27 protein-coding genes and 1 pseudogene are annotated in these 24948 nt (G+C 63.8%); 14 read left to right on the top strand and 14 right to left on the bottom strand.

The features are described 5' to 3' along the window. Positions 1–5 precede the first annotated feature (5 nt). The 5 genes from cysG to LB532_RS17435 all read left to right on the top strand — a co-directional run bounded on the left by cysG (position 6) and on the right by LB532_RS17435 (position 4896). A complete protein-coding gene (cysG, locus tag LB532_RS17415) occupies positions 6–1451 on the top strand; it encodes a siroheme synthase CysG (RefSeq protein ID WP_140640514.1) in 1446 nt (481 codons plus the stop codon). Further along, complete coding sequence (locus tag LB532_RS17420) at positions 1448–1741, top strand: DUF2849 domain-containing protein (RefSeq protein ID WP_140640516.1); 294 nt, start codon at positions 1448–1450, stop codon at positions 1739–1741. The genes cysG and LB532_RS17420 overlap by 4 nt, the downstream gene beginning before the upstream one ends. Before the next feature lie 48 nt (positions 1742–1789). Further along, entirely contained in the window at positions 1790–3460 is a 1671-nt protein-coding gene (locus LB532_RS17425) for a nitrite/sulfite reductase (RefSeq protein WP_140640518.1), read from the top strand. After that, on the top strand, positions 3435–4199 hold the full coding sequence (locus tag LB532_RS17430; protein ID WP_140640520.1) for a phosphoadenylyl-sulfate reductase: 765 nt from the start codon (positions 3435–3437) through the stop codon (positions 4197–4199). The genes LB532_RS17425 and LB532_RS17430 overlap by 26 nt, the downstream gene beginning before the upstream one ends. Before the next feature lie 163 nt (positions 4200–4362). Next, the gene (locus LB532_RS17435) at positions 4363–4896 is read left to right on the top strand and encodes a DUF934 domain-containing protein (protein ID WP_140500236.1); all 534 of its coding nucleotides are present in this window, start codon (positions 4363–4365) and stop codon (positions 4894–4896) included. A 110-nt stretch (positions 4897–5006) separates the two neighbouring features. On the opposite strand, the gene LB532_RS17440 is transcribed toward LB532_RS17435, so the two are convergent. Both LB532_RS17440 and LB532_RS30200 read right to left on the bottom strand, forming a co-directional pair. Next, positions 5007–6029 carry a fatty acid desaturase gene (locus LB532_RS17440; protein ID WP_140640522.1) on the bottom strand — a complete coding sequence of 341 codons (1023 nt, stop codon included), beginning with the start codon at positions 6027–6029 and terminating at the stop codon, positions 5007–5009. A gap of 132 nt (positions 6030–6161) precedes the next feature. Beyond that, a complete protein-coding gene (locus tag LB532_RS30200; protein ID WP_318011226.1) occupies positions 6162–6287 on the bottom strand; it encodes a hypothetical protein in 126 nt (41 codons plus the stop codon). Positions 6288–6597: 310 nt separating this feature from the next. On the opposite strand from LB532_RS30200, the gene grpE reads away from it, so the two are divergent. Together grpE and LB532_RS17455 are read left to right on the top strand one after the other, a co-directional pair. After that, complete coding sequence (gene grpE / locus LB532_RS17450; protein ID WP_140640526.1) at positions 6598–7233, top strand: nucleotide exchange factor GrpE; 636 nt, start codon at positions 6598–6600, stop codon at positions 7231–7233. A 123-nt stretch (positions 7234–7356) separates the two neighbouring features. Next, positions 7357–7989: a trimeric intracellular cation channel family protein gene (locus LB532_RS17455; protein WP_140640528.1), complete on the top strand. Its 633-nt coding sequence runs from the start codon at positions 7357–7359 to the stop codon at positions 7987–7989. Positions 7990–8093: 104 nt separating this feature from the next. On the opposite strand, the gene LB532_RS17460 is transcribed toward LB532_RS17455, so the two are convergent. The 6 genes from LB532_RS17460 to LB532_RS17485 all read right to left on the bottom strand — a co-directional run bounded on the left by LB532_RS17460 (position 8094) and on the right by LB532_RS17485 (position 15049). Beyond that, on the bottom strand, positions 8094–8981 hold the full coding sequence (locus tag LB532_RS17460; protein ID WP_140640530.1) for a GNAT family N-acetyltransferase: 888 nt from the start codon (positions 8979–8981) through the stop codon (positions 8094–8096). Positions 8982–9163: 182 nt separating this feature from the next. After that, a complete protein-coding gene (locus tag LB532_RS17465) occupies positions 9164–11473 on the bottom strand; it encodes a PAS domain-containing hybrid sensor histidine kinase/response regulator (protein WP_140640532.1) in 2310 nt (769 codons plus the stop codon). Between the two features lie 85 nt (positions 11474–11558). Beyond that, positions 11559–12551: an MDR family oxidoreductase gene (locus LB532_RS17470; protein ID WP_140640534.1), complete on the bottom strand. Its 993-nt coding sequence runs from the start codon at positions 12549–12551 to the stop codon at positions 11559–11561. A 62-nt stretch (positions 12552–12613) separates the two neighbouring features. After that, positions 12614–13102, bottom strand: coding sequence for a signal peptidase II (gene lspA / locus LB532_RS17475; protein ID WP_140640536.1), 489 nt, complete (start codon positions 13100–13102; stop codon positions 12614–12616). Positions 13103–13115: 13 nt separating this feature from the next. Continuing rightward, on the bottom strand, positions 13116–13976 hold the full coding sequence (locus tag LB532_RS17480; protein WP_140640538.1) for a TrmH family RNA methyltransferase: 861 nt from the start codon (positions 13974–13976) through the stop codon (positions 13116–13118). After that, positions 13976–15049, bottom strand: coding sequence for a class I SAM-dependent rRNA methyltransferase (locus LB532_RS17485; protein ID WP_140640540.1), 1074 nt, complete (start codon positions 15047–15049; stop codon positions 13976–13978). The genes LB532_RS17480 and LB532_RS17485 overlap by 1 nt, the downstream gene beginning before the upstream one ends. A gap of 134 nt (positions 15050–15183) precedes the next feature. Here LB532_RS17485 and LB532_RS17490 point away from each other — a divergent pair. Next, positions 15184–15495: pseudogene (locus LB532_RS17490) on the top strand (helix-turn-helix transcriptional regulator); the annotation flags it as partial. 222 nt (positions 15496–15717) lie between these two features. Here LB532_RS17490 and LB532_RS17500 read toward each other — a convergent pair. From LB532_RS17500 to sppA, 4 genes are all read right to left on the bottom strand, one after another. Continuing rightward, positions 15718–16683, bottom strand: coding sequence for an ornithine cyclodeaminase family protein (locus LB532_RS17500; protein ID WP_140640542.1), 966 nt, complete (start codon positions 16681–16683; stop codon positions 15718–15720). A 57-nt stretch (positions 16684–16740) separates the two neighbouring features. After that, on the bottom strand, positions 16741–17073 hold the full coding sequence (locus LB532_RS17505; RefSeq protein WP_140640544.1) for a DUF1049 domain-containing protein: 333 nt from the start codon (positions 17071–17073) through the stop codon (positions 16741–16743). Between the two features lie 53 nt (positions 17074–17126). Further along, complete coding sequence (locus tag LB532_RS17510) at positions 17127–17411, bottom strand: integration host factor subunit beta (protein WP_006200394.1); 285 nt, start codon at positions 17409–17411, stop codon at positions 17127–17129. An 80-nt stretch (positions 17412–17491) separates the two neighbouring features. Next, positions 17492–18448: a signal peptide peptidase SppA gene (gene sppA, locus LB532_RS17515; protein ID WP_140640546.1), complete on the bottom strand. Its 957-nt coding sequence runs from the start codon at positions 18446–18448 to the stop codon at positions 17492–17494. Between the two features lie 383 nt (positions 18449–18831). Here sppA and lptC point away from each other — a divergent pair, with 383 nt between their 5' ends. The 6 genes from lptC (at position 18832) to ptsN (ending at position 24043) form a co-directional block, all read left to right on the top strand. Next, positions 18832–19545, top strand: a complete 714-nt coding sequence (lptC, locus tag LB532_RS17520) for an LPS export ABC transporter periplasmic protein LptC (protein WP_140640548.1) — start codon at positions 18832–18834, stop codon at positions 19543–19545. Next, positions 19532–20116 carry an LptA/OstA family protein gene (locus LB532_RS17525; RefSeq protein WP_140566097.1) on the top strand — a complete coding sequence of 195 codons (585 nt, stop codon included), beginning with the start codon at positions 19532–19534 and terminating at the stop codon, positions 20114–20116. Before lptC ends, LB532_RS17525 begins: the two co-directional genes overlap by 14 nt. Next, positions 20116–20934, top strand: a complete 819-nt coding sequence (lptB, locus tag LB532_RS17530; RefSeq protein ID WP_140500202.1) for an LPS export ABC transporter ATP-binding protein — start codon at positions 20116–20118, stop codon at positions 20932–20934. The genes LB532_RS17525 and lptB overlap by 1 nt, the downstream gene beginning before the upstream one ends. 193 nt (positions 20935–21127) lie before the next feature. Further along, on the top strand, positions 21128–22654 hold the full coding sequence (gene rpoN / locus LB532_RS17535; RefSeq protein ID WP_140640550.1) for an RNA polymerase factor sigma-54: 1527 nt from the start codon (positions 21128–21130) through the stop codon (positions 22652–22654). 265 nt (positions 22655–22919) lie between these two features. Beyond that, entirely contained in the window at positions 22920–23498 is a 579-nt protein-coding gene (gene hpf / locus LB532_RS17540) for a ribosome hibernation-promoting factor, HPF/YfiA family (RefSeq protein ID WP_140640552.1), read from the top strand. 80 nt (positions 23499–23578) lie between these two features. Beyond that, entirely contained in the window at positions 23579–24043 is a 465-nt protein-coding gene (gene ptsN, locus LB532_RS17545) for a PTS IIA-like nitrogen regulatory protein PtsN (RefSeq protein WP_135898701.1), read from the top strand. Between the two features lie 69 nt (positions 24044–24112). On the opposite strand, the gene LB532_RS17550 is transcribed toward ptsN, so the two are convergent. Both LB532_RS17550 and LB532_RS17555 read right to left on the bottom strand, forming a co-directional pair. Next, positions 24113–24382: a DUF1150 family protein gene (locus LB532_RS17550; protein ID WP_140500195.1), complete on the bottom strand. Its 270-nt coding sequence runs from the start codon at positions 24380–24382 to the stop codon at positions 24113–24115. A gap of 76 nt (positions 24383–24458) precedes the next feature. After that, positions 24459–24884, bottom strand: a complete 426-nt coding sequence (locus LB532_RS17555) for an Hsp20 family protein (RefSeq protein WP_013893014.1) — start codon at positions 24882–24884, stop codon at positions 24459–24461. Positions 24885–24948: the final 64 nt, after the last annotated feature.

A 24948-nucleotide genomic window follows, 5' to 3' on the forward strand; every position in this document is an offset into this window, starting at 1 on the left:
TATCCATGCCGCAGCCCGCCCCCAAGCTCAATGCCTTCCCCGTCTTCGTACGGGTCGAAGACGAAGCCGTAACGATCGTCGGCGGCGGCGACGAAGCTTTGGCCAAGGCACGATTGCTTGGGCAGTCCAGCGCTGCGCTGCGCATCGTTGCGGAGAGCGCCTCACCGGACATGCTCGGCTTCATCGCGCAGAGCGGCGCCACCCACATCGCGGCCTATGAGGCGAGCCGGCTGGAAGGCTCGGTGATGGTGTTCGCCGCCAGCGGCGATGAGGCGCTCGACCGGCGCGTCGTCCGAGATGCGCGCCGGCTCGGCATCCCCGTCAATGCGGTGGACCGGCCGGAGCTTTGCGATTTTTTCACCCCGGCGCTCGTCAATCGCGCACCGGTCGCGATCGCCATCGGCACGGAAGGCGCTGGGCCGGTGCTGGCGCAGATGCTGCGTGCCCGCATCGACCGCATGCTGTCGCCTTCGTTGGGCAGGCTGGCGGCTCTCGCCGCGTCCTTCCGGGCCGCCGCTGAAAGCCTGCCCAGGGGCAATTCCCGCCGCCGGTTCTGGAGCGAGTTCTTCGGCGGTGCGCCGGCGCGCGCCGTCGAAGCTGGCGAGCTTTCGCAGGCGCATGACGCAGCCGCCGATCTTCTGCTTTCGGATGCATCCGCTTCAGGCCATATCGCCCTGGTTGGCGCGGGCCCCGGTGCCGAGGACCTTTTGACGCTGCGCGCGCATCGGCTGCTGATGGAGGCCGATGTCATCGTCCACGATGCGCTGGTGCCGGAGGCTGTCGTCGCCATGGGCCGACGCGACGCCGAGCGGCTGGCGGTCGGCAAACGCAAGGGCTGTCACACCAAGAGCCAGGCCGAGATCAACGCGTTGCTGGTCGAGCTTGGCCGCGAAGGCAAGCGTGTGGTGCGGCTGAAGTCGGGCGATCCCCTGGTGTTCGGCCGGGCCGGCGAGGAGATGGCGGCGCTGCGTGATGCGGGCGTGGCCTATGAGGTGGTTCCGGGCGTCACCGCTGCTTTCGCCGCCGCCGCCGATTTCGAACTGCCGCTGACGCTGCGCGGGGTTTCCTCCTCGATGGTGTTCACCACCGGTCATGATCTCAAGGGCAATTCGCTGCCCGATTGGGCCAAGCTTGCCATTTCGGGTGCCACCGTTGCTGTCTATATGGGCCGCTCGGTGGCCGCGGAGGTTGCCGGCCGGCTGATCGAGGCCGGGCTTTCGCCGGATACGGCGGTAGCCGTGGTCGAGAATGCCAGCCTCGGCAATCGCCGCCGTTTCCATGGCACGCTTGCCGACCTGCCGTCGCTGGAAGCGCGCGCCGATCTCTCGGGTCCGGTCATGACCATCATCGGCGATGCGGTCGCCGGCGCCAATTTCGAACGGTCCGAACCGCTCGCGGCACACAGGCATGAAGGCGCGCCGATAGTTGCCGCCGAGGGAGTTCAGCAATGAAGATACTGACCGCCAACCGGCTCGCCGACGGCATCGCCGTCTGGTACGCAGACGGCGGCTGGGCCGAGAGGGCGGACCATGCCGACCTTGCCCATGACAAGGCGGCCGAGGATCGCCTGGAAGCGATCGGTGCCAAGGCCCACGCCGACAACGAAGTCCTCGACGTCAACCTCATAGATGCCGAAATCGTCAACGGCGTTGTCGAGCCGGTGCGGTTGCGCGAGAAGATCCGCGCCGCCGGCCCCACCATTCGTGGCGATCTCGGCAAGCAGGCCTCCCGGGCGGCGTAAGCCCAGACCAGAAGTGAACACGGGCGGACGCGCCCTGAAAGACGAAGCATGTACCGCTACGATGAGTTCGATCACGATTTTGTCCAGGCCCGCGTCGCCGAGTTCAGCGACCAGGTCCAGCGCCGGCTCGCCGGCGAGATCACCGAGGATCAGTTCCGGCCGCTCAGGCTGATGAACGGCGTCTATCTGCAATTGCACGCCTATATGCTGCGCATCGCGGTGCCCTATGGCACGCTGAACAGCAAGCAGTTGCGCATGCTCGGCCATATCGCGCGCAAATACGACAAGGGCTACGGCCATTTCACCACGCGCCAGAACATCCAGTTCAACTGGCCGGCGCTGTCCGACATTCCTGCGATCCTGGCCGATCTGGCGAGTGTCGAGATGCACGCCATCCAGACCAGCGGCAATTGTATCCGCAACGTCACCGCGGACCATTTCGCGGGTGCGGCCGCCGACGAGGTCGCCGATCCGCGTCCCTACGCGGAAATCCTGCGCCAGTGGTCATCGGTTCATCCGGAGTTTTCCTACCTGCCGCGCAAGTTCAAGATCGCGGTAACCGGCGCGGAGCGCGACCGCGCCGCCATCCAGACCCATGATATCGGCCTGCACCTGAAGAAGAACGCGGCCGGCGAGCTCGGCTTCGCCGTCTATGTCGGCGGCGGCCAGGGCCGTACGCCGATGGTCGCCAGGAAGATCCGCGATTTCCTGCCGGAAGCCGACCTTCTGTCCTACTGCACGGCGATCCTGCGCGTTTACAACCTACATGGCCGCCGCGACAACAAGTTCAAGGCGCGCATCAAGATCCTGGTCCACGAGACCGGCGTCGAGGAGATCACGCGCCAGGTCGAAGCGGAATGGCAGCAATTGAAGGACGCCGAGTTGAAGCTGCCGGAAGCAGACATCCGCGCCATCGACGCCTATTTCGCGCCGCCAGCGCTGACCGCACGGCCGGATGGCGACGAGGCTGTAAAGCTGGCACGCCTCGATTCCAAGGGCTTCTCGGATTGGCTCGACCAGAACGTGGTGACGCATCGCCACCCCGACTATGCGGCGGTGACCATCTCGCTGAAGGGTATCGGCGAAGTGCCGGGCGATGCGACCGACAGCCAGATGGAAGCGATTGCCGATATCGCCGAGAAGTATGGATACGACGAGTTGCGCGTCAGCCACGAGCAGAACCTGATCCTGCCGCATGTGGCGCGCGCCGACCTGAAGGCGGTCTATGACGCGCTGGTCGATATCGGCCTGGCGACCGCCAATTCCAACCTGATATCGGACATCATCTCGTGCCCGGGCCTCGACTATTGTGCGCTCGCCACGGCGCGTTCGATTCCGATCGCGCAGGAGATCTCGCGTCGCTTCGCCTCGCTGGAGCGGCAGCGCGAGATCGGCGAGTTGAAGCTGAAGATCTCCGGCTGCATCAATGCCTGCGGCCACCACCATGTCGGACATATCGGCATTCTCGGAGTCGAAAAGAAAGGCACCGAGCTGTACCAGGTGACGCTTGGTGGTTCGGCCGACGAGAACACTTCGGTAGGCGAGATCATCGGCCGCGGCTTCTCGTCGGAAGAGATCACCGACGCCATCGAGCAGATCGTCGAAACCTATCTCGGCCTTCGGCTCAATCCACAAGAGAAATTCATCGACGCCTACCGCCGTGTCGGTCCCGCGCCGTTCAAGGAGGCGCTCTATGCTGGCGAAGCCAAGGCCGCTTGACCCCATACTCGACGTCGATGACGGCATCGCCGCCAAAGCGGCGGGGCTTGACGCGCTCTATGGTCATCTGAAGCCGCTCGAGATCATCGAACGCGCGGCCAACGAACTGTTCCGCGACGAGATTGCCGCGGTGTCGTCTTTCGGGGCGGACTCGGCGGTGCTGCTGCACATGATCGCCGAGATCGACCGGACGCTGCCGGTCATCTTTCTCGATACGGGCAAGCATTTCGAGGAGACGCTCGACTATCGCGATGCGCTAGGCGCCGATTTCGGGCTGACCAACATCCAGGTGATCAAGCCCGAGGAAGCAGCACTCGAACGGATCGATCCGACCGGCAATCTGCACCAGAGCGATACCGATGCGTGCTGCAACGTGCGCAAGGTCGAGCCGCTGGCGCGGGGCGTGGCGCCTTTCCGCGCCTGGTTCACCGGCCGCAAACGCTTCCAGGCTTCGACGCGCGCAGCACTTCCGGTGTTCGAGGCGGTCGGCCCACGTATCCGCATCAATCCGCTGGCGCACTGGACGACGTCGGACCAGGCGGACTACATGCGCGCGCATGCGCTGCGCGAAAATCCGCTGGTCGCCTATGGCTATCTGTCGATCGGCTGCTTCCCGTGCACGCAACCGGTGCAGCCGGGCGAGGACGCGCGCAGCGGTCGCTGGGCCGGTCATGCCAAGACCGAGTGCGGCATTCACCTGTCGGGACTGGAGAAGTCGCTGACCGACGCATCGCTATAGGGTATGCTGATATTCAGGTGAGGCCAGCCTGCAAACGGCGGTTTCGGGGGCTCACGTACTACAAGTACGCTCCGCCCCGGCTCTCGGAAGCTACCGTTTTCGACCCAGCCTGACCTGAATCTCAACACACCATTGAGCTTCTTTGAATTTTTAGGAAATTCCTATGACTGAACCGACGATACCGGAGACCCGCCTCTGGACCCCGACGGGTTTTCGGGAGGATGAGTGGGCTCATGCCGAAGGCGCGGAAGCACTGTCCGGCAATGGCCGTTTCATCCTGCCGCTGCAGGCGTTTCTCGATCTCGATCCGGAGGTGCGCCGGTCGGCCAAGGAAAGGATCGGTGTCGTGCTGCAACCCGGCGATCAGCTCGAAAGGATCGCCGGCCTGCTCGACCAGCTGTCGCTGGTGGCGCTGGCCTTTCCGTCGTTCAGCGATGGCCGCTCCTTCTCAAAGGGCGAATTGCTGCGCAGCCGACATCATTTCGAAGGTGCCGTGCGCGCCACCGGCCAGGTGCTGGTCGACCAGCTGCCGCATATGCTGCGGCTCGGCTTCGATGAATTCGAGATTTCCAATCCCGTGCTCTTGAAGCGGCTGGACGAAGGCCGCACCGGCGGATTGGGACTCTACTACCAGCCTGCCGCCGTGCCGAAGCCCAAGGGACCAAAATACTCTTGGCGTCGGCTGCGTGCCGGCTGACATCACGATATTCCCAGCGGCAGGTTTATGCCGCCTGTCCTCTCCCGTCACGACGGCGGGATGGCCGCCGGTCGGCGGATCGGGGAGTAGCAGAGCCAGACAGAAAATGGCTACGCCGCCGTCCGTGCCTGACGAAACGATACCAGTTTCCCGCTGTTTTCATCCCACAGCGCCAGCTTGACGCAGCGCAGGCTCTCAAGAAGGGTGATGCGGCCTATGCCGCGCAATTCCGGATAATCGCGTAGCACTTCCTGCAGACGATAGCCTGGCACCTTCGCGGAGAGGTGATGGACATGGTGGACACCGATGTTGCCGGTGAACCAGTTCAGCACCGGCGGCAGGTCATAGTAGGAGGATCCGTGCAAGGCGGCGCGCTGGAACTCCCATTCATCGTCCTTCGCCCATTCGGTCTCCTCGAACTGGTGCTGGACATAGAACAGCCAGATGCCGGCCGATCCGGCGAGGATGACGATCGGTAGGTGGACCACCAGGAAAGCGCCAATACCGACGAACCATATCAAGATCGACGCCGCCAGCACGATGGCGAGGTTGGTGGCCATTGAGGATACCCAGGGCTTCAGGCCACCGCGCATCATCCCGATCGGCAGCCTTTGCTCGAAGATGAAGAGCCATATCGGTCCCAGTCCGAACATGACCAGGGGATGACGATAGAGACGATAGGCGAGGCGACCTCTCCAGGACATCCGCCGGTACTCCGCGACCGTCAATGTCTTAATATCGCCAACGCCGCGCTCGTCGAGATTACCCGCGCTGGCATGATGGGTGGCATGAGCACTCCGCCAGCAATCATAAGGCGTCAGCGTAAGCACGCCCAGGACGCGGCCTATCCAGTCGTCGGCGGTGCGGTTGGCGAAGAAGGATCCGTGCCCGCAATCGTGCTGGATCATGAAAATCCGCACCAGGAAGCCTGCCGCCGGCAAGATCAGCACCAGCCCCCACCAATGGCCATAGGCAAAGGCGATCGAGGACAGCGCCCAGAGCGCTGCGAAAGGGATCAGGGTGATCGCCAGTTCGACGGCGCTGCGCCGCCTGTCCGGCTTCTTATAGCGCGACAATATCTTCAACCAGGCGCGCTTGCTATTGGCGGCAGTCTCGGGGGAAATCATGTTCATCAGGGACCATAGACGGAGCCGGCCCGCTCCCGCAAGGCTGCACTCACGCAAAATTACCGCGTGTAATTGTCGCGATGGGCGAGGGCCCGTCCGGCCATTGGGCCGGTACCATCCGAAATTTCGCCGGCGCGCCTACTGACGTCCGCCGCCAGCCATCCCGCTGTCCATGCCGTCGAGACGATCGAGCAGGTCGCGGAAGCGGTCAGGAATGTCTTTCTCGGCGCGAAAGGCCGGCAGCGCATGCAGAAAGCGTCTCATCGCCGCGGTCCCCAGCTGGCGCCGGATTTCGGCGGCGATCCGATCTCTCTTTTCGCCTTTGTCGCGGAGTGTCATTTCAAAAATCCTGTGTCGGTTCGAAAATCCTCCAGCCAGCAAATGGTTCCCCGATCACGACATCGGGGCAAGGAAAGGCGATAGCTATGGTAAAGTTTGAATTAAAATCGAGACATAGCGCTGGCCGCCATGCAGTTCGAGCGGCTGGCCTTCCATCGCTTACCCCTTGATTTTTGCCCACTAAACCTCGATATCGGGCTCAAAATCCACACTATTCGAGATGACGGGAAACGGCATGAGCGACCAGGCAAAAGACGAACGCGCGCCCGACGAAATCGAGGCGACCGAAGCCGATGCCGAGCGCACGGAAGGCGGCATCGATGGCGATTATGAAGCGGTTGTGCGGCTGCTGAAGGAGAATGAAGAGCTGAAGGACCGGGCGCTTCGCGTCGCGGCCGAGATGGAAAATTTGCGCCGCCGCACCGCGCGCGACGTGCATGACGCGCGTACCTATGCGGTCGCGAACTTCGCCCGCGACATGCTGTCGGTTTCGGACAATCTGCGCCGCGCGCTGGACGCGATTCCCGCCGAGGCCAAGGCGTCCGGCGATGCGGGTTTCAAGGCACTGATCGAGGGCGTCGATCTCACCGAGCGTGCCATGCTGTCCGCACTGGAGCGGCATGGCGTCAAGAAGCTCGCGCCGGAAGGCGAGAAGTTCGATCCCAATTTCCACCAGGCCATGTTCGAAGTGCCCAATCCTGATGTGCCGGCCAACACGGTGGTGCAGGTCGTGCAGCCGGGCTATTCGATCGGGGAGCGGGTGCTGCGCCCGGCCATGGTCGGCGTCGCCAAGGGCGGCCCGAAACTCGCCGCCGGCGAAGCGCCGGTCGAGCCGGGCCCCGTGAACGAGCAGGCGGAGAAGGATGCGTAGTTAGGGGAGTAGGGGAGTAGGGCAGTAGGGGAATTAAGGCAGTAAGGGGTCGTACCAACAGTGCGGCTTCGTGCTAAACATACTCCCCTACTCCCCTACTGCCTTACTCTCTTGGTCCCGCCCTTGAACCCCATCGCGCTTCTCGACTATGCCGGCGTTGCTGTCTTCGCGGCGACGGGTGCGCTTGCCGCGTCGCGCAAGCAGCTCGATATTATCGGCTTCCTTTTCCTGGCGTGCGTCACCGGCATCGGCGGCGGCACTCTTCGCGACGTCATCCTTAACCTGCCGGTTTTCTGGATCGCCAATTCCAGCCATGTACTGATCTGCGCGGCGGTTGCGGTGCTGGTCTTTTTCAGCGCACACCGTGTCGAATCCCGCTGGAAGTGGCTGCTCTGGCTCGACGCCGTCGGGCTGGCCGCTTTTTCGGTGATGGGTGCGGCCAAGGGGTTGGCCATCACCGGTTCGCCGGTCGTTTCCGTCGTCACCGGCGTGCTGACCGCCACATTCGGCGGCATCCTGCGCGACGTGCTGGCAGGGGAGCCTTCGGTGCTGCTGAGGCCGGAAATCTATGTCACGGCCGCCCTGGTTGGCGCGTCAATCTTCACATTGGGCGATGTCGCCGGACTGCCGCAGATCGTCTCAGGCCTGGCCGGCTTCGCTGCGGCATTCGCCGTGCGCGGCGGCGCGCTCAAATTCGGCTGGTCGTTTGCGTCCTACAAGAGCCGGCCCGGCAGACGGCCAGAGGATATTTCGTGAAGTAGGGAGCAGTCTGTAGGGAAATAGTCAGTAGGTGTGAATTATGATGTCTTCACTACTCACTACTCACTACTCACTACTCACTACTCACTACTCACTATTGTTCACGCCGCGAAGCGTTGCGCTTCCCCGCCGTAATAATTGACGTAGCGGGCGCCGATCTCCTTGACCGGCATCACCACGAACACATCGACCGTCGAGAATTCACGATCGATGACGCAGCCGTCGCCGATGCGGGCGCCGACCCTGAGATATCCCTTGACCAAGGGCGGCATCGCCGCGATCGCCGCCTTGGCATTGACCGCCTCGATCGGCATCAGATCCATGGAACAATAGCGCCCGGCGACGGCGCGCACGTCCCAAGCCGAATTCGTGCGGCAGTGATGCGCCAGATAGGTGAGTGCCTCGGCATGGGCCGCCGGGACGGTGCCGTGGAAGGACGCACAGCCGGTCATCACGCCGATGCCATAGTGGTTGATATACGCCCAGATGCCTTGCCACAACGCCTCGATGGTGCGCTTCGAACGGTATTCCGGCAGGACGCAGGAGCGGCCGAGCTCGAGAAAGCGCTGCCCCGGGTGACGGGCGATGAGCTTGGTCAGCTCGAATTCGCCTTCGGAATAAAAGCCGCCGGCGGCAGCAGCGATTTCTTGCCGCAGCAGCCGGTAGGTGCCGACGATGCGGCGATGTTCGGGGCCGGAAAGCGAGGTATCGAAGACGAGCAGATGATCGCAGTGCGGATCGAAGCGGTCGGCATCACGGCGGTCCTGCACCTGAAACAGGTTCTTCCTGGCGCCAAGCTCGTCGTAGAATACCCGGTAGCGCACTTCCTGCGCGGCCGCGATCTCGGCCTCGTTGCGGGCCAGCCGCACTTCGAGGTTGCCGATACGGCCGAGCGGTGCGCCCTTTGTGACGGAATCGACGTTGCGCCCGGCAAGCAAGGCGCCGCCGGCGTTCGGCCGAGTGTCACATTCCGGCATAACTGTATGCACGAGTGATTCTCCTTCGAGCCATCCCTCTTGGCACGGGGATACGGTGTAGGTGCAACAGGATTGTGACAGTACCGTGATACGGCCTCGCGGGCAATACTTCGTCGGCTGGCGAATACGGTCAACCGGCTACGTTGTGCAGGGCAAGGTGGCGGCGCTCGGCAGGAGATCGATGGAAAAAAGGCTCAGGCGGCGACCTGCCCCTCGATGGCGTCGACCAGCGCATCGGGGTCGAGCGGCTTGGTGACAAAGCCGCTGGCGCCGTGGGCGAGCACTGCATGGCGGGTCTTTTCCTGGCTATCGGCCGACAGCACCATGATGGGCACGGGCGGCGCGGCCGTCTCCTCCTCATGGCGGCGGATGGCGGCGATGGCGTCCATCCCATCCATCACCGGCATGTGCAGGTCCATCAGCACCACGTCGAAGCGGTGTTTGTGTCCGGCACCGGTAACGGCCTCGACCGCTGCCTTGCCGTTGCCGACAACCTTGACGCGATGACCGGCCTTCAGCAGCGTGGCGCGAGCGAGCATGGCGTTGATGTCATTGTCCTCGGCGATCAGCACCGACAGGCCATGCTGGCGGTCACTGGCGGCGCGAAGCGCCGGCGGGTGGGGCTTTTCCGGCCGTGTCGGGGCAAGCGCCGGCGCATGACTGCTCAGAAGCACACGCAAAAGTGTTCCGCCTCGCACCGGTCTGGCGAGGAAGGTCGCGTAGCCGCTGGCGCGGAACTCGCCGAGCATGCCGCGGTCGGTCGGGGCGATCAGCGTGATGGCTTCGCAATCGGAAAAGCCGCTTTGGCGCAGCCGCTTGAGCAGTCTTCCGTCGCCCTCTTCCATGGCCGCGTCGACCAGCAGCACGTCGCAACCGCCGGAGAACGCTGCCGCCTGCGCCACGGTGGTGGCGATGTCGACCGCGCCGCCATTGGCGCGGATGCTGCGGGCGATGGCGTCGGCTTCGACGATGTTTCTCGACAGGATCACCGCGCGCCTGCCCTGAAGTGCGTCCGTCCGGCCCGGCGGTGGCTCGCTCGCGGATATGGCCGGGATATCGAAGACGAATTCCGAACCCTGACCCAGCCGGCTTGAGACGGAAATCGTGCCGCCCATGGCGGTCACCAGGCGCTTGGAGATGGCAAGACCGAGGCCAGCCCCGCCATGCGCGCGCGTCGAGGTGCCGTCGGCCTGTTCGAACTCCTCGAAAATGCGCTCCATGTCGTTTTCATGCAGGCCTGGCCCGGTATCGGCGATGGTGAAGCATATGCGGTCGGTGGTTTCGGTGCGGGCGCGCGCGATGCTCACCAGCACGCCGCCGCTGTCAGTGAACTTGATGGCGTTGCCGATCAGGTTGAGCAGCACCTGCCTGACCCGGCCCGGATCGGCGGTGATCAATTGCGGCACGTCGGGTTCGACATGACAGCCGAGGCCGATATCCTTGGCGAAGGCCCGCGCGGCGAGGAGCTCAACAATGTTGTCGGCGATCTCGCGCACCGACATCGGCTGCGGTTCCGGGTCGAAACGTCCGGCCTCGATCTTGGAATAGTCGAGCAGGTCCTCGATGAGGGCCAGCAGGGCGCTGGCCGAGGTCGAGATCGCGCCGACATAGGTCTGCTGCTCCGGCGACAGGCTGGTATCGGCCAACAGCCTGGCCATGCCCATGATGCCGTTCATCGGCGTGCGGATTTCATGGCTGACGGTGGCGAGGAAGCGCGATTTGGCCTGGCTTGCGTATTCGGCCCGCTCGCGCGCGGTGATCAGCGAGGATTCGGCACGTTTGCGGGCGGTGATGTCGCGGGCGATGGCGCGATGCGAGACAGCACCGCTGTCCTTGTCGCGCACCGACAGTTCGATCCACGAGAACCAGCGCGAACCGCCCGGCGTGCGGATGGCGACGTCGGTGGAACTCAGGCACTCATGGTCGGAAAACGCGGCGTCGGGAACGATACCGACCTCGATGCCGAGTTCCGCCAGAGTTTTGCCGGCGAGGTCGCGCTGATCGATCTCGACGAGATCGGCGAACACCTTGTTGGCATAGACGATATGGCCGTCGCGGTCGCGATGGATGACGAGATCGCCAAGCGCGTCGATCAGGCCGCGAAAGCGCTCTTCGCTCTCCTGCATCTCCCACATGCGGTCGGCCAGTGTCTCGATCTCGGCACGGCTGCGAGCCGTGGTTTCATCAAGCAGCGCGGCGGTGTGGTATTCGCTCCTTCTGGCGCGTAGGTGCAGGCCGAAGCCGGCAAGCCCGGTCACCAGCAAAGCGAGGCTGATGAAGATCGGCGCGCCGGTCAGGTGCGTCAGCCCCGCCAGCATGACGACGGCCACGAAGGTCAGCAGCGGCAAGCCTTCGCGGCTAGCCAATCGCGGCTCATGTGGGGCCTGTTGCGGCTCAGGCGCCAGCGGCGGTGCGGCGACGAACCGCCGCGCCGACGCCGGCGGGGGTACCGCATCGACGTCTTCGCCAGTCTCCGCTTCCTGGATGCCGGATTCCGCGACCATGCGAAAATCCTACCGGACAGAAATTATGGAAGCCTGCGGGGGATCGTTCGAATTTTAGCGGATAGGTTGTTTTACCCCCGCGAACTCACTGCATGTCGACGACGACGCGGCCGCGGATCTTGCCGTTGACGATGTCGCGCGCGGCGCCGATGATGTCGTCGAAGCCGATGGTCTTGGACAGGCTGGCGAGCTTGCGCAGGTCGAGGTCGGTGCCGATGCGGCGCCAAGCCTCGAGCCGCACCGGCTTCGGCGCCATCACCGAATCGATGCCGAGCAGCGAAACGCCGCGCAGGATGAAAGGTGCCACGCTCGAGGGCAGGTCCATGCCGCCGGCCAGGCCGCAGGCCGCGACGGCACCGCCATAGGAGGTCATCGAGAGCACATTGGCCAGTGTGTGGCTGCCGACGGAATCGATGCCGCCCGCCCAACGCTCCTTGGCGAGCGGCTTGGTCGGCTGGCTGAGTTCGTCGCGCGATATCACCTCCGCGGCGCCGAGATCGATGAGATACGGGCTTTCGGCATTGCGCCCGGTCGAGGCAATGACGTGATAGCCCAGGCTGGACAGGATGGAGACCGCGACCGAACCGACGCCGCCGGCCGCGCCCGTCACCACCACGGGCCCGCGATCGGGCATGATGCCGTGCCGCTCCAGTGCCATGACGCACAGCATGGCGGTATAGCCGGCGGTGCCGACCGCCATCGCGTCATGCGCGCTGATGCCGTCGGGAAGCGGCACCAGCCAGTCGCCGTTGACGCGGGCGCGCCCGGCATAGGCGCCAAAATGGGTCTCGCCGACGCCCCAGCCGTTCAGGATGACCTTGTCTCCCTTGCGCCAGTCGGGATGGGAAGAGGATAGGACCGTTCCGGCGAAATCGATGCCTGGCACCAGGGGCCAGCGGCGAATGACCGGCGCCTTGCCTGATATTGCGAGCCCATCCTTGTAGTTCACCGTCGTCGCTTCGACGGCGACGGTGACGTCGCCGTCCATGAGATCGGCTTCGGTGAGGTCGGTCACCGCCACCGACTGTTTCTTGTCGGCGTCGCGCGAAACGAGGATGGCTTTGAAGGTCTCGGGCATTTTTCTCTCCTCGATCTATCGACGTTGGGACTCTGCTGCGGCGGCCGCGCCGGGTCAATCGCTCAGGCGTCGGGACCCTGCGGCTTGGGCTGGCGCCGCCAGCCCAAAACTTCGTCAAGCACGACCAGCGCGGCGCCGACCGAAATGAAGGCGTCGGCGAGATTGAACACGGCGAAGGACCAGACCGGAGTGTGGAACAGGATGTAGTCGATGACGTGGCCGTAGACGGCGCGGTCGATCAGATTGCCGAACGCGCCACCGATGATCAGGGCAAAGCCGGTGCGGGCAACCACATGGCCCGCAGGCGTGTGCGTGGCCAGATAGAGCACGAAGGCGACGACGAGCACGGCGATGACCACCAGGCCGGTATCGCCAAAGGATGAGAACATCGAGAAGGCGATGCCGGTGTTATAGGTGCGAAACAGCGCCAGGAAGGGCAGGAGATCGAGCTTTTCCTGGAAGGGAAGGCCGATCTCGACCAAATGTTTTATCCACTGGTCGAGCGCGATGGCCGCGATGACCAGCAGCGCATAGGGAGACCATGATTTCACGATTGGGCAACCCTCATTGTGGATCCATCATCGGGTCCAGTTTCAGCGCGCCGCGGCGGATCTCGAACAGCATGACGCCGGTGGCGACGGCAAGATTGAGCGAATCGGCACGGCCTGCCTGCGGAATCCTGAGCAGCCTGTCGCAACTCGCCGCCAGGCTTTCGGGCAGGCCTTGCTGTTCATTGCCCATCATCAGCAGCACCGGCCCCCGGGAAAAATCGACCGAGCGGTAGTCGACCGCGCCTTTGAGGTGCGTGCCGGCGACGAGGCCAGAAAACCCGCCGCGCCAGGCGAGAAATGCCTCGGTCGTCGCCTTGGCCACCGGAACGGCGAAGATCGAGCCCATGGTGGCGCGCACCGTCTCCACCGAAAAGGGATCGGTGGTGTCTCCGACCAGGATCACGCCCTTGGCGCCGACGGCGTCCACCGTGCGGATGACGGTGCCGAGATTGCCGGGATCGCGCACCCGGTCGAGCGCCACCCAGACATCGCCATTGTCGGCGCGAATATCCTTCAGCGCCAGGAGTTTCTGCGAGAAAACGCCGATCACCATTTGCGGATTGTCGCGGCGGGTTATAGCGACAAGCACTTTTTCCGAGACTTCGAGCACGGTGCCGCCTGATGCAACCGTACGCGCAGCGACCTTCTCAACCGCCGCGTTGCCGCGTCCGGCCTTGGCGAAGACCAGGGTCCTGATCTGCCAGCCGAGGTCGAGCGCATCGATGACCAGCTTCAATCCCTCGGCCATGAAGGCGTTCTGCTGGTCGCGGAATTTTTTCAAGGCCAGCGCCTTGATGTCCTTGACCAGCGGATTGGCGAGGCTGGTGACCTCTTTTACCTGCCCGACCGGACGGGCGCCGTCATATCCACTCATCAGGCCACCCAGCGCGAGAACAGCGAGGTCGACAGCGCGCGGCCCGCCGATTTTTCGCGGATGATCAATTCGCCCGATTCAACCCTGCCGCCCATGCCGGCAAAGGTGTCGCGCATGAGGGCATGGATGGCGAAGAAGGAGGCGCGGATCGAATAAGCGGTCAGCACCACGGCTAGCGGTTTCGGGGTCAGGATCGATCGGCAGAGATCGGTCAATGCCGGCAGGTCCTCGAACAACTGCCAGACCTCGCCCTTGGGGCCGCGGCCATAGGCGGGCGGGTCGAACAGAACGATGTCATAGCGGCTGCCGCGGCGCTCCTCGCGCTCGGCGAATTTCACCGCGTCTTCGACGATCCAGCGGATTGGCTTGTTGCCAAGCCCGGCCATCTCCTGGTTTTCGCGGGCCCAGCCGATCGCCTTTTTCGAGGCATCGACATGGGTGACCTCGGCGCCGGCGCGCGCCGCCACCAGCGAGGCAAGGCCGGTATAACCGAACAGGTTGAGCACCTTGACCGGCCGCCTGGCCGCCGCGATCAGTCCGGCCATGTGATCCCAGTGCGAGGCCTGCTCGGGAAACACGCCGACGTGGCGAAACGAGGTGAAGCGGCCGAGATAATCGATGCCGTCGTGCTTCATCGGCCAGGTCTCGCCGAGCGGCGTCCCGGGGAAGCGCCAGCGGCCAATGCCTTCCTCGTCGGTATCGCCGGTGAAGACAGCGTCGGCGCGGTCCCATTCCCTTGCCGGCAGCGCCTTTTGCCAGATCGCCTGGCCCTCGGGGCGGACGATCCGATAAGGACCGTATTGTTCGAGCTTCTGGCCGGCGCCGCTGTCGAGCAGCGCATAGTCTGCATTGGGTGCCACTTCGAGGATCAGCGGAAGCTGTTCGGCCGGAAGAGCGCCGTCGCGACGGGCCAGGATGCGGGGCGCCGATTTCGGTTCGGGGCGCTCGTCGGCCCTGGCCTCGGGCCGCTCATGCGGCCTGGCCGTTCCACGACCTTCATGCGGACGCGCCTGTTGTGCACCGCTTTTTGCGGGCAGACGGCTGTCGCGGCGTTTGTCGCGAAAAGATTTCAAGCAGGAGCATCTCCGAGGCGTGGCCGCTTTTGACATAGGGCAACCGGCTTCGCAACCAAGTCCGCCGCGCGGGCGTCGCCTGGTCATGTCGGCTTGCGATGGACCAATGTCAAAGAAACAGGCAAATCTTCGATATGTCCCGCTCCGAACGCCTGCTCGACCTGATCCAGACATTGCGCCGGCATCGCATGCCGGTGAGCGTGCAGTCGCTCGCTGACGAGCTCGGGATTTCAATTCGCACGCTTTACCGCGACATCGCGACGTTGCAGGGCCAGGGGGCGCCGATCGAGGGCGAGGCAGGGCTCGGCTATGTGCTGAAGCCCGGCTTCATGTTGCCGCCGTTGATGTTCAGCGACGAGGAGATCGAGGTGATTGTGCTCGGTTCGCGCTGGGTCGCCAAGCAACCGGATTCGCGGCTTTCGGCAGCGGCCGTCAACGCGCTTGCCCTACCAAGGCGACATGGGCGGCGGCTTCACGCCCTTTCGCCGCGACGTCGACTGGGCGGCGGCCGGGGAAGCGCCGATCAAGCCATTGCTCGACAGGCTGGACTTCACGGCCGGCAAGCCGAATTGGGGGTATCAACTGCGCTTCGGCCTGTTCTCGGTAAGCGGGGCCGATTTCTCCGTAATCGCCGAAGCAATGGGCGCTAAACCAGCCGAGACAGTAAACTAGGTCCTGAGCGCCTTGTAGACGGCGATGCCGGCGGCAAGGTCCTCGAGCGCGGCGCCGACCGACTTGAACAGCGTGATCTCGTCGGCGCTCCGGCGCCCTTGCTTCTGGCCGCGCGCCAGCTCGTGCAAGTCGGCTATGACGGCTTCCGGTTTCAGCACGCCCGAAGCGAGCGGTATGACGATGTCGCCGGCCTCCTTGGTGGCGCCGGCGCGGGTGTCGACATAGACGCGGGCGCGCCTTATCGCCTCGTCGTCGCTTTCGCGCATTGTCGGGGTGAAGCCGCCGACCATGTCGACATGGCTTCCCGGCTTCAGGCGGGCGCCCTTGATCAGCGGATCGGTCGCGATCGTCGCCGACGAGACGATGTCGGCCTGGCCGAGCTCGGCATCGAGATCGGTCGCTACGCTCGCCGCGAAGCCCTCGGCGCGCAGTCCGGCGGCGACCTTCTCGGCGTTGTTCAAGGTGCGATTCCAAATGCGGATGGTCCTGATCGGCCGCACGGCGCAATGCGCCTTGGCGAGGAATGGCGACAGCGCACCGGCCCCGATCACCAGCAGCCGGGAAGCGTCTTCGCGCGCCAGATAGGATGCGGCGAGCGCCGAGGCGCAGGCCGTGCGCCATTGCGTCAGCCGCTGGCCGTCGATCAGGGCCTCCGGTTCGCCGGTGGCGCCGTTGAGCAGGAGATAGACCCCCATCACTGCCGGTTTGCCGATGGCATTGTTGTCGGGCGAGACGGTAACGATCTTGACGCCGATATGCCCCCCGGCCGAGATGCCGGCTGCGTTGAAATCGGTCCAGGCCGGCATCAGCAGCAAGGTCGAGGCCGCACCGTCCGGCCGTTCGACCGTGTGATGATGCCGGACGGGTTGCACCGCGCCGTCACGGAAAGCCACGCGCAGCGTGTCCACCAGCCCTGGGAAGGTCAACGCCTGGTCGACCTCTGCGGCCGAAATGGTCAGCATGGGAAACTCCGTGAAGAAAATCGCCGGCCCGAGAGGGCCCACAGCGCCGTGCGGCGGTCAGGTGGTCGGCTTCGGCAGCACCGGTCCCTGCGGTGTCGACGGGGTGCGGCTGATCGCCTGGCGCAGGTTCTCGGCCTCGACGCCGCGCTGGCGCGCCAGCTTGCGGTAGCGTCCCTGCTTGACCCAGGTCGCCAGGCTGCCGACGACCATGCCGACGGCGAGGGCCAGGAACAGGAAGATGAACAGCGGCAAAGTGAGCGTCAGCGCCGGATTGCCGGGATTGAACGGATCCAGCGTGAAGGCGACGAGTTCGCGATTGGCGACGGCCAGCGCGATCAGGATGACCGCCAGGGGCACGAAGACCACGATGAGCATGAAGCGATTGAGCATGATGTTTTCCGTCGGAAACCGGCGTCCCGGGAAGGGCCGGTCTGGCGTCGCGCCTACTTTCCGCCATTCAGCCTTTCGCGCAGTTCCTTGCCGGTCTTGAAGAAAGGCACCCATTTCTCCTCGACCTCGACGGATTCACCGGTGCGCGGGTTGCGGCCGGTGCGGGCGGGGCGATTTTTCACCGAAAAGGCACCGAAGCCACGCAATTCGACCCGGTTGCCTTCGGCGAGCGCGTCGGTGATCTCGTCGAAAATCGCACCGACGATGTTTTCAACGTCGCGCAGGAAAAGATGCGGATTGCGCGTGGCAATAATCTGCACAAGTTCGGACTTGATCATCGGACGGGTCCCCTGAAATCGGTGCGGTCGAAATTATGAGGATGATTTTGTTTGCTTTTTCATCCACCCCAAACGGCATCTCAAGGGTGCCAGACGGAAACGAGACCGTCAAGAAACAAGCGGTCGGCGCCAAGTTCATGGATGATATCGCCGCTGTAGTCCGGCAGGCCGAGCGCGCCGGCGATCGTTCTCACCATCGCTTTGGACAACAGGAAGCCGCCGCGCCGCTCCGTGTTCTTCCATTCGACCACGTTGAGTTTCGAGTCGACGCCCTTGGTCGCCAGCCAGTCGATCGCCTCGGTCTCGCCGCCAACGGCGTCGATCAGGCCGTTGGCGACCCCTTGGCGACCGGTGAAGATCGATCCGTCGGCGAGCGCCAGCGCTTGCTCGCGGGTCATCTTACGGCGTTCGGCGACGATGCCGACGAACCAGTCGTAGCTGTCGAGGATGAGCTTGCGGACCATGGCGCGCTCGTCGTCGTTGGTCGGCTTGAAAGGCGAGGGCGAGGCCTTGAGCGGCGAGGATTTCACTTCCTCCAGCTTGACGCCGAGCTTGTCCATCAGGCCGCTGACATCAGGATACTGGATCAGCACGCCGATCGAGCCGACGATCGAGGTCTTGCGGGCGACGATGTGATCGGTGGCGCTCGCGATCATGTAGCCGGCCGACGCGGCGAGCGTGCCGACCTCGGCCGCGACAGGCTTGTCGGCGGCGAGCTTGCGCACCTCCTCATAGATCGATTCACCGCCGACCGTCGTACCGCCGGGGGAATCGATGGCGAGGATCACGCCTTTTACTCTTGACGATTTGCGGATGGTTTCCAGCCGCTTGATCAACTCGTCGTCCTCGGTGATGGTGCCTTCGATCCTGACCTTGGCGATATGATCGACGGCCGAGCCGCTGAAATCATCGCGATAGAACCAGGCCGAGATCGCAACGATGCCGAGCGCAACGATGGCGATGGCCGCAACGCGCCAGAAAGTCAGCTTACGCCGCAAGCGGCGGCGGTCGATCAGGTCGTCGGCTCTCAATGCCATGGTCAGCCTCACGGTCGATGGAAAGAGATGCTTTTAGACCATGACGTCCCGGTCTGGAAGCAGTTCCGTCTGCGCATGACGCGGCAATCCGCGCGCGGCGCACGCGAGGCAAGTGCGCGTCAGCGTCCGCCAAGACGTCGGTTTCGTGATTGGTCCGTGAAACGAACGGCAGGTAAAGGGGAGAGCCGGTGGTAACGAAAAATGTACGCCAGACGTCTATTTCTGCTATGAAGCAGGGCTGCCGGTGTCGATCCGTTCTGATCTGCACGACCGCAACTGTCACATTTTCGCGGTTTTCGTCGGCTTGTGCTTGCTTGAAAGCGCCGACGTCCCACCTATAGGCGGTGTTGCCCGGCGGGCAGGGGTTTTAGAAGAAAGCAGTTATGTTAGCGCGAACGAGTGAAGCGAGCAGCACCGAGACGGAGTTGCCTCCCCCGGCGGACGGCCCGGCGAGGGGGGACGCGTTCGATCGCGCACGGCGGCATTCGCGCCGCGTGCGCGTGCTCAAATTCGCCGTGCCGGTGCTGGCGGCGTTGATCGCCATCGCCTTCCCGGTCTATTCCTACCTCGCCGCACCGGTGTCCGTCGCGGTCCAGGCGGAAGGCACCGCCTTTTCCAACGGCAAGCTGGTGATGGCAAACCCCAAGCTCAACGGCTTCACGAAGCAGAAATTGCCCTATTCCATGACGGCATTGCGCGCCATACAGGACGTCAGCACGCAAGGCATCATCGAACTCGACGGCATCGACGCCAAGGTGCCGATCGCGGCCGACAATGTCGCTGCGATCAAGGCCACGCATGGTACCTACGATCGCGAAGGCAATACGATGCACCTGACCAGCGACGTCACGATCGCCACGACCGACGGCCTTCAGGCCAGGTTCAAATCGGTCTTCCTCGACATGGGCAAAGGCACTATGAAGACGGATGATCCCGTGGACGTCAGCCGTGACGGGTCGCAGATCAGCGCGAATTCCTTGTCGGTGCAGGACAATGGCAAGGTTCTGGTGTTCGAGAACAAAGTGCGCGTCAATATCGATCCCGCCAATCTGAAGGCGGCAGAGGCAAAGGGCGAAGAAGCGAATGTGGCTCATTAGTTCGACACGGCTTGCCGCCGCAGCTTCGGCGCTGCTTTTGCTGGGGCTTGCGCCGGCGCTGGCGCAATCCAGCGCCGAGAGCGCGTCCGGGCTCAAATTATCGGGCGACAAGCCCATCCAGATCGAGAGCGACAAGCTGGAGGTCCGGCAGGCGGACAACGTAGCCGTGTTCACCGGCAACGTCACGGTCGTGCAGGGACCGACCCTGCTCAAGTCCGGCAAGATGATGGTCTACTACGTCAAGGACCCGAACGCGGCCGCAAAGGGGACGGAAGCAGCGGGAGCGGCGATGACCGGCTCCGCCAATATCGACCACCTTGAAGTCAGCGGAAAAGTCTACATCAAGTCGAATGACCAGATCGCGACCGGCGACAATGGCACCTTCGACATGAAGACGCAGGTGCTGGTCCTGTCCGGCAAGGAAGTGGTGCTGTCGCAAGGCCCCAATGTCCTCAAGGGCTGCAAGCTCACCGTGCAGATGAAGACCGGCCTCGCCAATGTCGACGGCTGCGGCGGACGTGTCATCATGTCGATGACGCCACCGCCGAAATCGGGAGCGACGAACCCCTGATGGCCAGCCTGTCGTCGCTGACGGCGCGTCTTCCGGGGCGGGCCGCCGGCAAGGTTTCGGCTCCGGCCACGGTCACCGCCGATAAGGCGAAGTTCAAGGGAACCTTGATCGCCAAGGGCCTGACCAAGAGCTACAAGGGTCGCAAGGTCGTCAGCGGCGTCACGCTCGGGGTGCGTGCCGGCGAGGCGGTCGGGCTGCTCGGTCCCAACGGTGCCGGCAAGACCACCTGTTTCTACATGGTCACCGGCCTGGTGCCGGTGGACGAGGGCACGATCGAGATAGACGGCTTCGATGTCACCTCCATGCCGATGTACCGGCGTGCGCGTCTGGGCATCGGCTATCTGCCGCAGGAGGCCTCGATCTTCCGCGGCCTCAGCGTCGAGCAGAACATTCGCGCCGTGCTGGAAGTGGTCGAAAAGAGCCGCAAGGAGCGCGAGCGCAGCCTCGACGAACTGCTCGAGGAGTTCCACATCAGCCATCTGCGCAAGGCGCCGTCTATGTCGCTTTCCGGCGGCGAACGTCGGCGCCTGGAGATCGCGCGTGCGCTGGCCACGCGCCCGGCCTACATGCTGCTCGACGAGCCTTTCGCCGGTATCGATCCGATCGCCGTCGCCGACATCCAGCAATTGGTGCGTCATCTGACGGCGCGGGGCATCGGCGTGCTCATCACCGATCACAATGTGCGCGAGACGCTCGGCCTGATCGACCGTGCCTACATCATCCATGCCGGCCAGGTGCTCACTCATGGCCGGGCCGACGAAGTGGTCGCAAATCCCGATGTGCGGCGGCTCTATCTGGGCGAGGGATTCACGCTCTGAGCGCGAAATTGTTTCCTGACGCGATTTTTGCCTGTCAGGGGCTGTTTTCTCGCGATTTTGCTCCGGGATAACGCTCCGGTAAGCGGGTTTTGCTAGCGTTTGCCTTGACAGGCAAAAGCCGGGCCAGTTTCTATCGGTCCGCGAAAATTCCTTCCGGCAGTCCGGATGCAGACGAGGCGTTTGAAACCGAACCATGGCGTTGGCGGCGAAACTACAGCTACGACAGTCGCAGTCGCTGGTGATGACGCCGCAACTGATGCAGTCGATCCGGCTGCTGCAGTTCACCCATGCCGAACTCGAGCACTTCATCGACGAGGAGATCGAGCGCAATCCGTTGCTGGAGCGCGCCGAGCCGCAGGACGACGCCGCCAGTGACCAGGTGCCGAGGACCGAGGCGGCCCCGGAAACGGCCGCCGATGGCGACTGGTTCGAGACCGAAGCGGGATGGAGCGCCGAGGCGATCTCGGAAAAGCTCGACACATCGCTGGAGAATCTGTTCCCGGACGACCCGGGCACCAGCGAGCGGCTCGGACCAGACCTCACGGCGCAGTGGAAATCGGCGACCGGCAATGGCGGCACTTCCTCGTCCGATGGCTTCGACGCCGGCGATATGGCGGCGACCGCGATCACGCTGCGCGATCATGTCAGCGAGCAGATTGCGCTCGCTTTCGCCGATCCGGCGGCGCGCCTGATCGCCGGCGAACTCGCAGATGGCCTCGACGAGACCGGCTATATGCGCGCCGATATGGCTGAGATAGCCTCGCGCCTTGGTAGCAGCGCCGACTCCGTGGCCAAGGTGCTGTCGGTATGCCAGACCTTCGAGCCCGCCGGCCTGTTCGCCCGCGACCTTGCCGAATGCCTGTCGCTGCAACTTGCCGTGCGCGACAGGCTCGATCCGGCGATGAAGGCGCTGATTGCCAACCTCGAACTCCTGGCGCGCCGCGATTTCCACACGCTGAAGCGGATCTGCGGCGTCGACGAAGAGGACCTGCTCGACATGCTGGCCGAGATCCGGGCGCTCGATCCCCGGCCGGGCATGGCATTTTCGGGCGGCGCCAGCGACGCCGTCATTGCCGATGTCGAGGTGCGCGCGGCCAATGACGGCAGCTGGACGGTGGAGCTCAACGCCGAAACGCTGCCGCGCGTGCTGGTCGACCACATCTATTTCGCCCAGGTTTCGCCGCACGCCAAGAACCAGGCCGAAAAGGATTTCCTGGCCGAGTGCCTGCAGAATGCCAATTGGCTGACGCGCAGCCTCGATCAGCGGGCAAAGACCATTCTCAAGGTGGCATCGGAGATCGTGCGCCAGCAGGATGCCTTCTTCGTCCATGGCGTGCGCCAGCTGAAGCCGCTCAACCTGCGCACGGTGGCCGACGCGATAGGCATGCACGAATCGACCGTCAGCCGGGTTACCGCGAACAAGTACATGCTGACGCCGCGCGGCGTGTTCGAACTGCGCTATTTCTTCACCGCCTCGATAGCCGCGTCGGGCGGTGGCGAGGCGCATTCGTCGGAAGCGGTGCGCGACCGCATCAAGCAATTGATCGACGAGGAAAAAACCGTCGACGTCCTGTCCGACGACGCGATCGTCGACATGTTGCGCGAAAGCGGCGTCGATATCGCCAGGCGCACGGTCGCCAAATACAGGGAAGGCATGAATATCCCGTCCTCGGTGCAGCGCCGGCGCGAGAAGCGGGCCCTTGCCAGCGCCGGGCGCTAGGTTCGGCGATTTTCCACAGCCTTCGCGCTTCATTGACAAGCTGCGGTGAAGTGGCTAGAAGCCCGCCCGCATGAGACGGGCTCGACGCCCGCTAGCGGATGGTCCGTCACGACAATGGCCTAGGGATGGTCAAGAAGGCGGCTTGTGATCAACCGGAAAGTTTGGATTTAAATCGGCGCGAGTGACGCCGCAAAGCTTGTGCGCACGGACCACGAGTATAAACTCCGGCCAGTTTGAAGCCTGAGCAAGGAAGGTCAGTTTTCAGATGAATCTGCGCATATCGGGAAAACACATGGATATCGGCGATGCGTTCCGTACGCGCATCAACGATCGTGTCGGCGAGGCGATCGGCAAATATTTCGACCGCGGCTTTGCCGGACATGTCACCGTCATCAAATCGGGCTCGCGCTATTCGGCGGATTGCATGATCCGGCTGGATTCCGGCGCTTCGCTGCAGGCGACCGGCGACGCCCAGGACCCGACGCTGGCCTTCGAGGCCGCGGCGGATCGTCTGGAAACCCGGCTTCGGCGCTACAAGCGCCGGCTGAAATCGCACAATTCGGGCAATGGCGAGCTCACCGATATCGCCTACACGGTGATGGCGCCGCTTGCCGATGACGACGAGGACATTCCGGAGGATTTTGCGCCGGCCATCGTCGCCGAATCGACCATGACGCTGAAGACCATGTCGGTGGCGTCAGCGGTCATCGAACTCGACACCAAGGACAGTCCGGTCTTCGTCTTCCGCAACGCCGGAAACGATCACGTCAACATCGTCTATCGCCGGCCGGATGGGAACATCGGCTGGATCGACCCGTCCACGACCAAGGTCGCACAAGCGTGACGACCGAGGTCGCACAGGGATAAGACCGGCCGCACGAGGGTGGGGACTGGTGACGGCAGGCGAACAAGGGATTTTCAAGTATGGATCTGAGCGATCTCATCAACGTTCCGGCGATATTGCCGGCGTTGAAGGCGAACTCCAAGAAGCAGCTTCTGCAATTGCTGTCGGAGAGGGCGGCCGCGATTTCCGGCATTCCGGAGCGGGAGGTGTTCGACACCATCCTGCAGCGCGAGCGGCTCGGCTCGACCGGGGTCGGCAACGGCATCGCCATTCCGCACGGCAAGCTGGCCGGCGTGAAGCGCATCGCCGGCGTGTTCGCCCGCCTGGAGACGCCGGTCGATTTCGAGGCGCTCGACGACCAGCCGGTCGACCTGGTGTTCCTGTTGCTGGCCCCTGAAGGGGCGGGCGCCGATCATCTGAAGGCGCTGTCGCGCATCGCGCGGGTGCTGCGCGATGCCGATACGGTGGCCAAGATCAGGGGAACGCGCGACGCCGTGGCGATCCACGCGCTTTTGTCGGACACCCAGGCCTCGCACGCGGCCTGACGTTTTCTGGATAAACGACGATCGAGGGCCGCCACGGGCGGCCCCGTTCGTTTTCAGCGGGAAATCGCTTTAATGGATGGCGACCGTGGTCAGGTCGTTTTCCATGGCGCCGGCCAGCGCGCGGTCGCGGGCATCCGAAAGCAGGATCGGCTGGCCATTGGCGGCAAACAGCGCCCACAATTCCATGCCGGGCGCGATTTCGCCAATGCCCGGGAAACGGCCGAGCAGTTCCTCGCTCGTGACCTTGCGCAGATAAGCGACCGAGCCCTCGCCGAGATGGGCGAATTCACCGCTGGTCATGGTGGGATTTTGGGTAGGATTTTGGTCAGTTCTGGTCATTTCAAGCCTCCTTGGCGCGAGACGCCGCCCTGGTCCTGGGCAGTAGGCCATCCCGCATGAGAGCCATCGGCAAAGATCAGTCTTTCACCGATATGTTTATTTTCCGTACCAGCCGCTCGGACTCGGGCCGATCGAGATCGATCGACAAAAGGCCGTTCTTCAGCTCCGCCGCGATCACCCGCATGCCGTCGGCCAGCACGAAGCAGCGCTGGAATTGGCGTGCGGCGATGCCGCGATGAAGAAATTCGCGCTCGGTATCGTCGGTCTGACGACCGCGCACGACCAACTGGTTTTCCTCCGTGGTGACATCGAGATCGCTTTCGGCGAAACCGGCGACAGCGAGCGTGATGCGCAGCCTTTCGGCCTTGCCGTCGGCGCCGCTGAGCCGCTCGATGTTATAAGGAGGATAGCTGTCACCGGATTTCGCCAGGCGCTCCAGCGTCTTTTCCATGGCGTCGAAACCCAGGAGAAGCGGGCTGGAGAAAGGCGTCATTCGGCTCATGTTACATTGTCCTCTCAAGAGCGACATAAACTGGAAAAACCCAGATGGCATTTTTCCCGATGGT

This window comes from Mesorhizobium sp. ESP-6-2 (assembly GCF_020164675.1).
GTDB lineage: Bacteria > Pseudomonadota > Alphaproteobacteria > Rhizobiales > Rhizobiaceae > Mesorhizobium.

What these genes read in the sequence shown, in the direction of transcription:
- cysG (WP_140640514.1), top strand. Translation starts at nt 6, where the DNA reads ATGCCGCAGCCCGCCCCCAAGCTCAATGCCTTCCCCGTCTTCGTACGG.
- LB532_RS17420 (WP_140640516.1), top strand. Translation starts at nt 1,448, where the DNA reads ATGAAGATACTGACCGCCAACCGGCTCGCCGACGGCATCGCCGTCTGG.
- LB532_RS17425 (WP_140640518.1), top strand. Translation starts at nt 1,790, where the DNA reads ATGTACCGCTACGATGAGTTCGATCACGATTTTGTCCAGGCCCGCGTC.
- LB532_RS17430 (WP_140640520.1), top strand. Translation starts at nt 3,435, where the DNA reads ATGCTGGCGAAGCCAAGGCCGCTTGACCCCATACTCGACGTCGATGAC.
- LB532_RS17435 (WP_140500236.1), top strand. Translation starts at nt 4,363, where the DNA reads ATGACTGAACCGACGATACCGGAGACCCGCCTCTGGACCCCGACGGGT.
- LB532_RS17440 (WP_140640522.1), bottom strand. Translation starts at nt 6,029, where the DNA reads ATGAACATGATTTCCCCCGAGACTGCCGCCAATAGCAAGCGCGCCTGG.
- LB532_RS30200 (WP_318011226.1), bottom strand. Translation starts at nt 6,287, where the DNA reads ATGAGACGCTTTCTGCATGCGCTGCCGGCCTTTCGCGCCGAGAAAGAC.
- grpE (WP_140640526.1), top strand. Translation starts at nt 6,598, where the DNA reads ATGAGCGACCAGGCAAAAGACGAACGCGCGCCCGACGAAATCGAGGCG.
- LB532_RS17465 (WP_140640532.1), bottom strand. Translation starts at nt 11,473, where the DNA reads ATGGTCGCGGAATCCGGCATCCAGGAAGCGGAGACTGGCGAAGACGTC.
- LB532_RS17470 (WP_140640534.1), bottom strand. Translation starts at nt 12,551, where the DNA reads ATGCCCGAGACCTTCAAAGCCATCCTCGTTTCGCGCGACGCCGACAAG.
- LB532_RS17480 (WP_140640538.1), bottom strand. Translation starts at nt 13,976, where the DNA reads ATGAGTGGATATGACGGCGCCCGTCCGGTCGGGCAGGTAAAAGAGGTC.
- LB532_RS17500 (WP_140640542.1), bottom strand. Translation starts at nt 16,683, where the DNA reads ATGCTGACCATTTCGGCCGCAGAGGTCGACCAGGCGTTGACCTTCCCA.
- LB532_RS17505 (WP_140640544.1), bottom strand. Translation starts at nt 17,073, where the DNA reads ATGCTCAATCGCTTCATGCTCATCGTGGTCTTCGTGCCCCTGGCGGTC.
- LB532_RS17510 (WP_006200394.1), bottom strand. Translation starts at nt 17,411, where the DNA reads ATGATCAAGTCCGAACTTGTGCAGATTATTGCCACGCGCAATCCGCAT.
- sppA (WP_140640546.1), bottom strand. Translation starts at nt 18,448, where the DNA reads ATGGCATTGAGAGCCGACGACCTGATCGACCGCCGCCGCTTGCGGCGT.
- lptC (WP_140640548.1), top strand. Translation starts at nt 18,832, where the DNA reads ATGTTAGCGCGAACGAGTGAAGCGAGCAGCACCGAGACGGAGTTGCCT.
- LB532_RS17525 (WP_140566097.1), top strand. Translation starts at nt 19,532, where the DNA reads ATGTGGCTCATTAGTTCGACACGGCTTGCCGCCGCAGCTTCGGCGCTG.
- lptB (WP_140500202.1), top strand. Translation starts at nt 20,116, where the DNA reads ATGGCCAGCCTGTCGTCGCTGACGGCGCGTCTTCCGGGGCGGGCCGCC.
- rpoN (WP_140640550.1), top strand. Translation starts at nt 21,128, where the DNA reads ATGGCGTTGGCGGCGAAACTACAGCTACGACAGTCGCAGTCGCTGGTG.
- hpf (WP_140640552.1), top strand. Translation starts at nt 22,920, where the DNA reads ATGAATCTGCGCATATCGGGAAAACACATGGATATCGGCGATGCGTTC.
- ptsN (WP_135898701.1), top strand. Translation starts at nt 23,579, where the DNA reads ATGGATCTGAGCGATCTCATCAACGTTCCGGCGATATTGCCGGCGTTG.
- LB532_RS17550 (WP_140500195.1), bottom strand. Translation starts at nt 24,382, where the DNA reads ATGACCAGAACTGACCAAAATCCTACCCAAAATCCCACCATGACCAGC.
- LB532_RS17555 (WP_013893014.1), bottom strand. Translation starts at nt 24,884, where the DNA reads ATGAGCCGAATGACGCCTTTCTCCAGCCCGCTTCTCCTGGGTTTCGAC.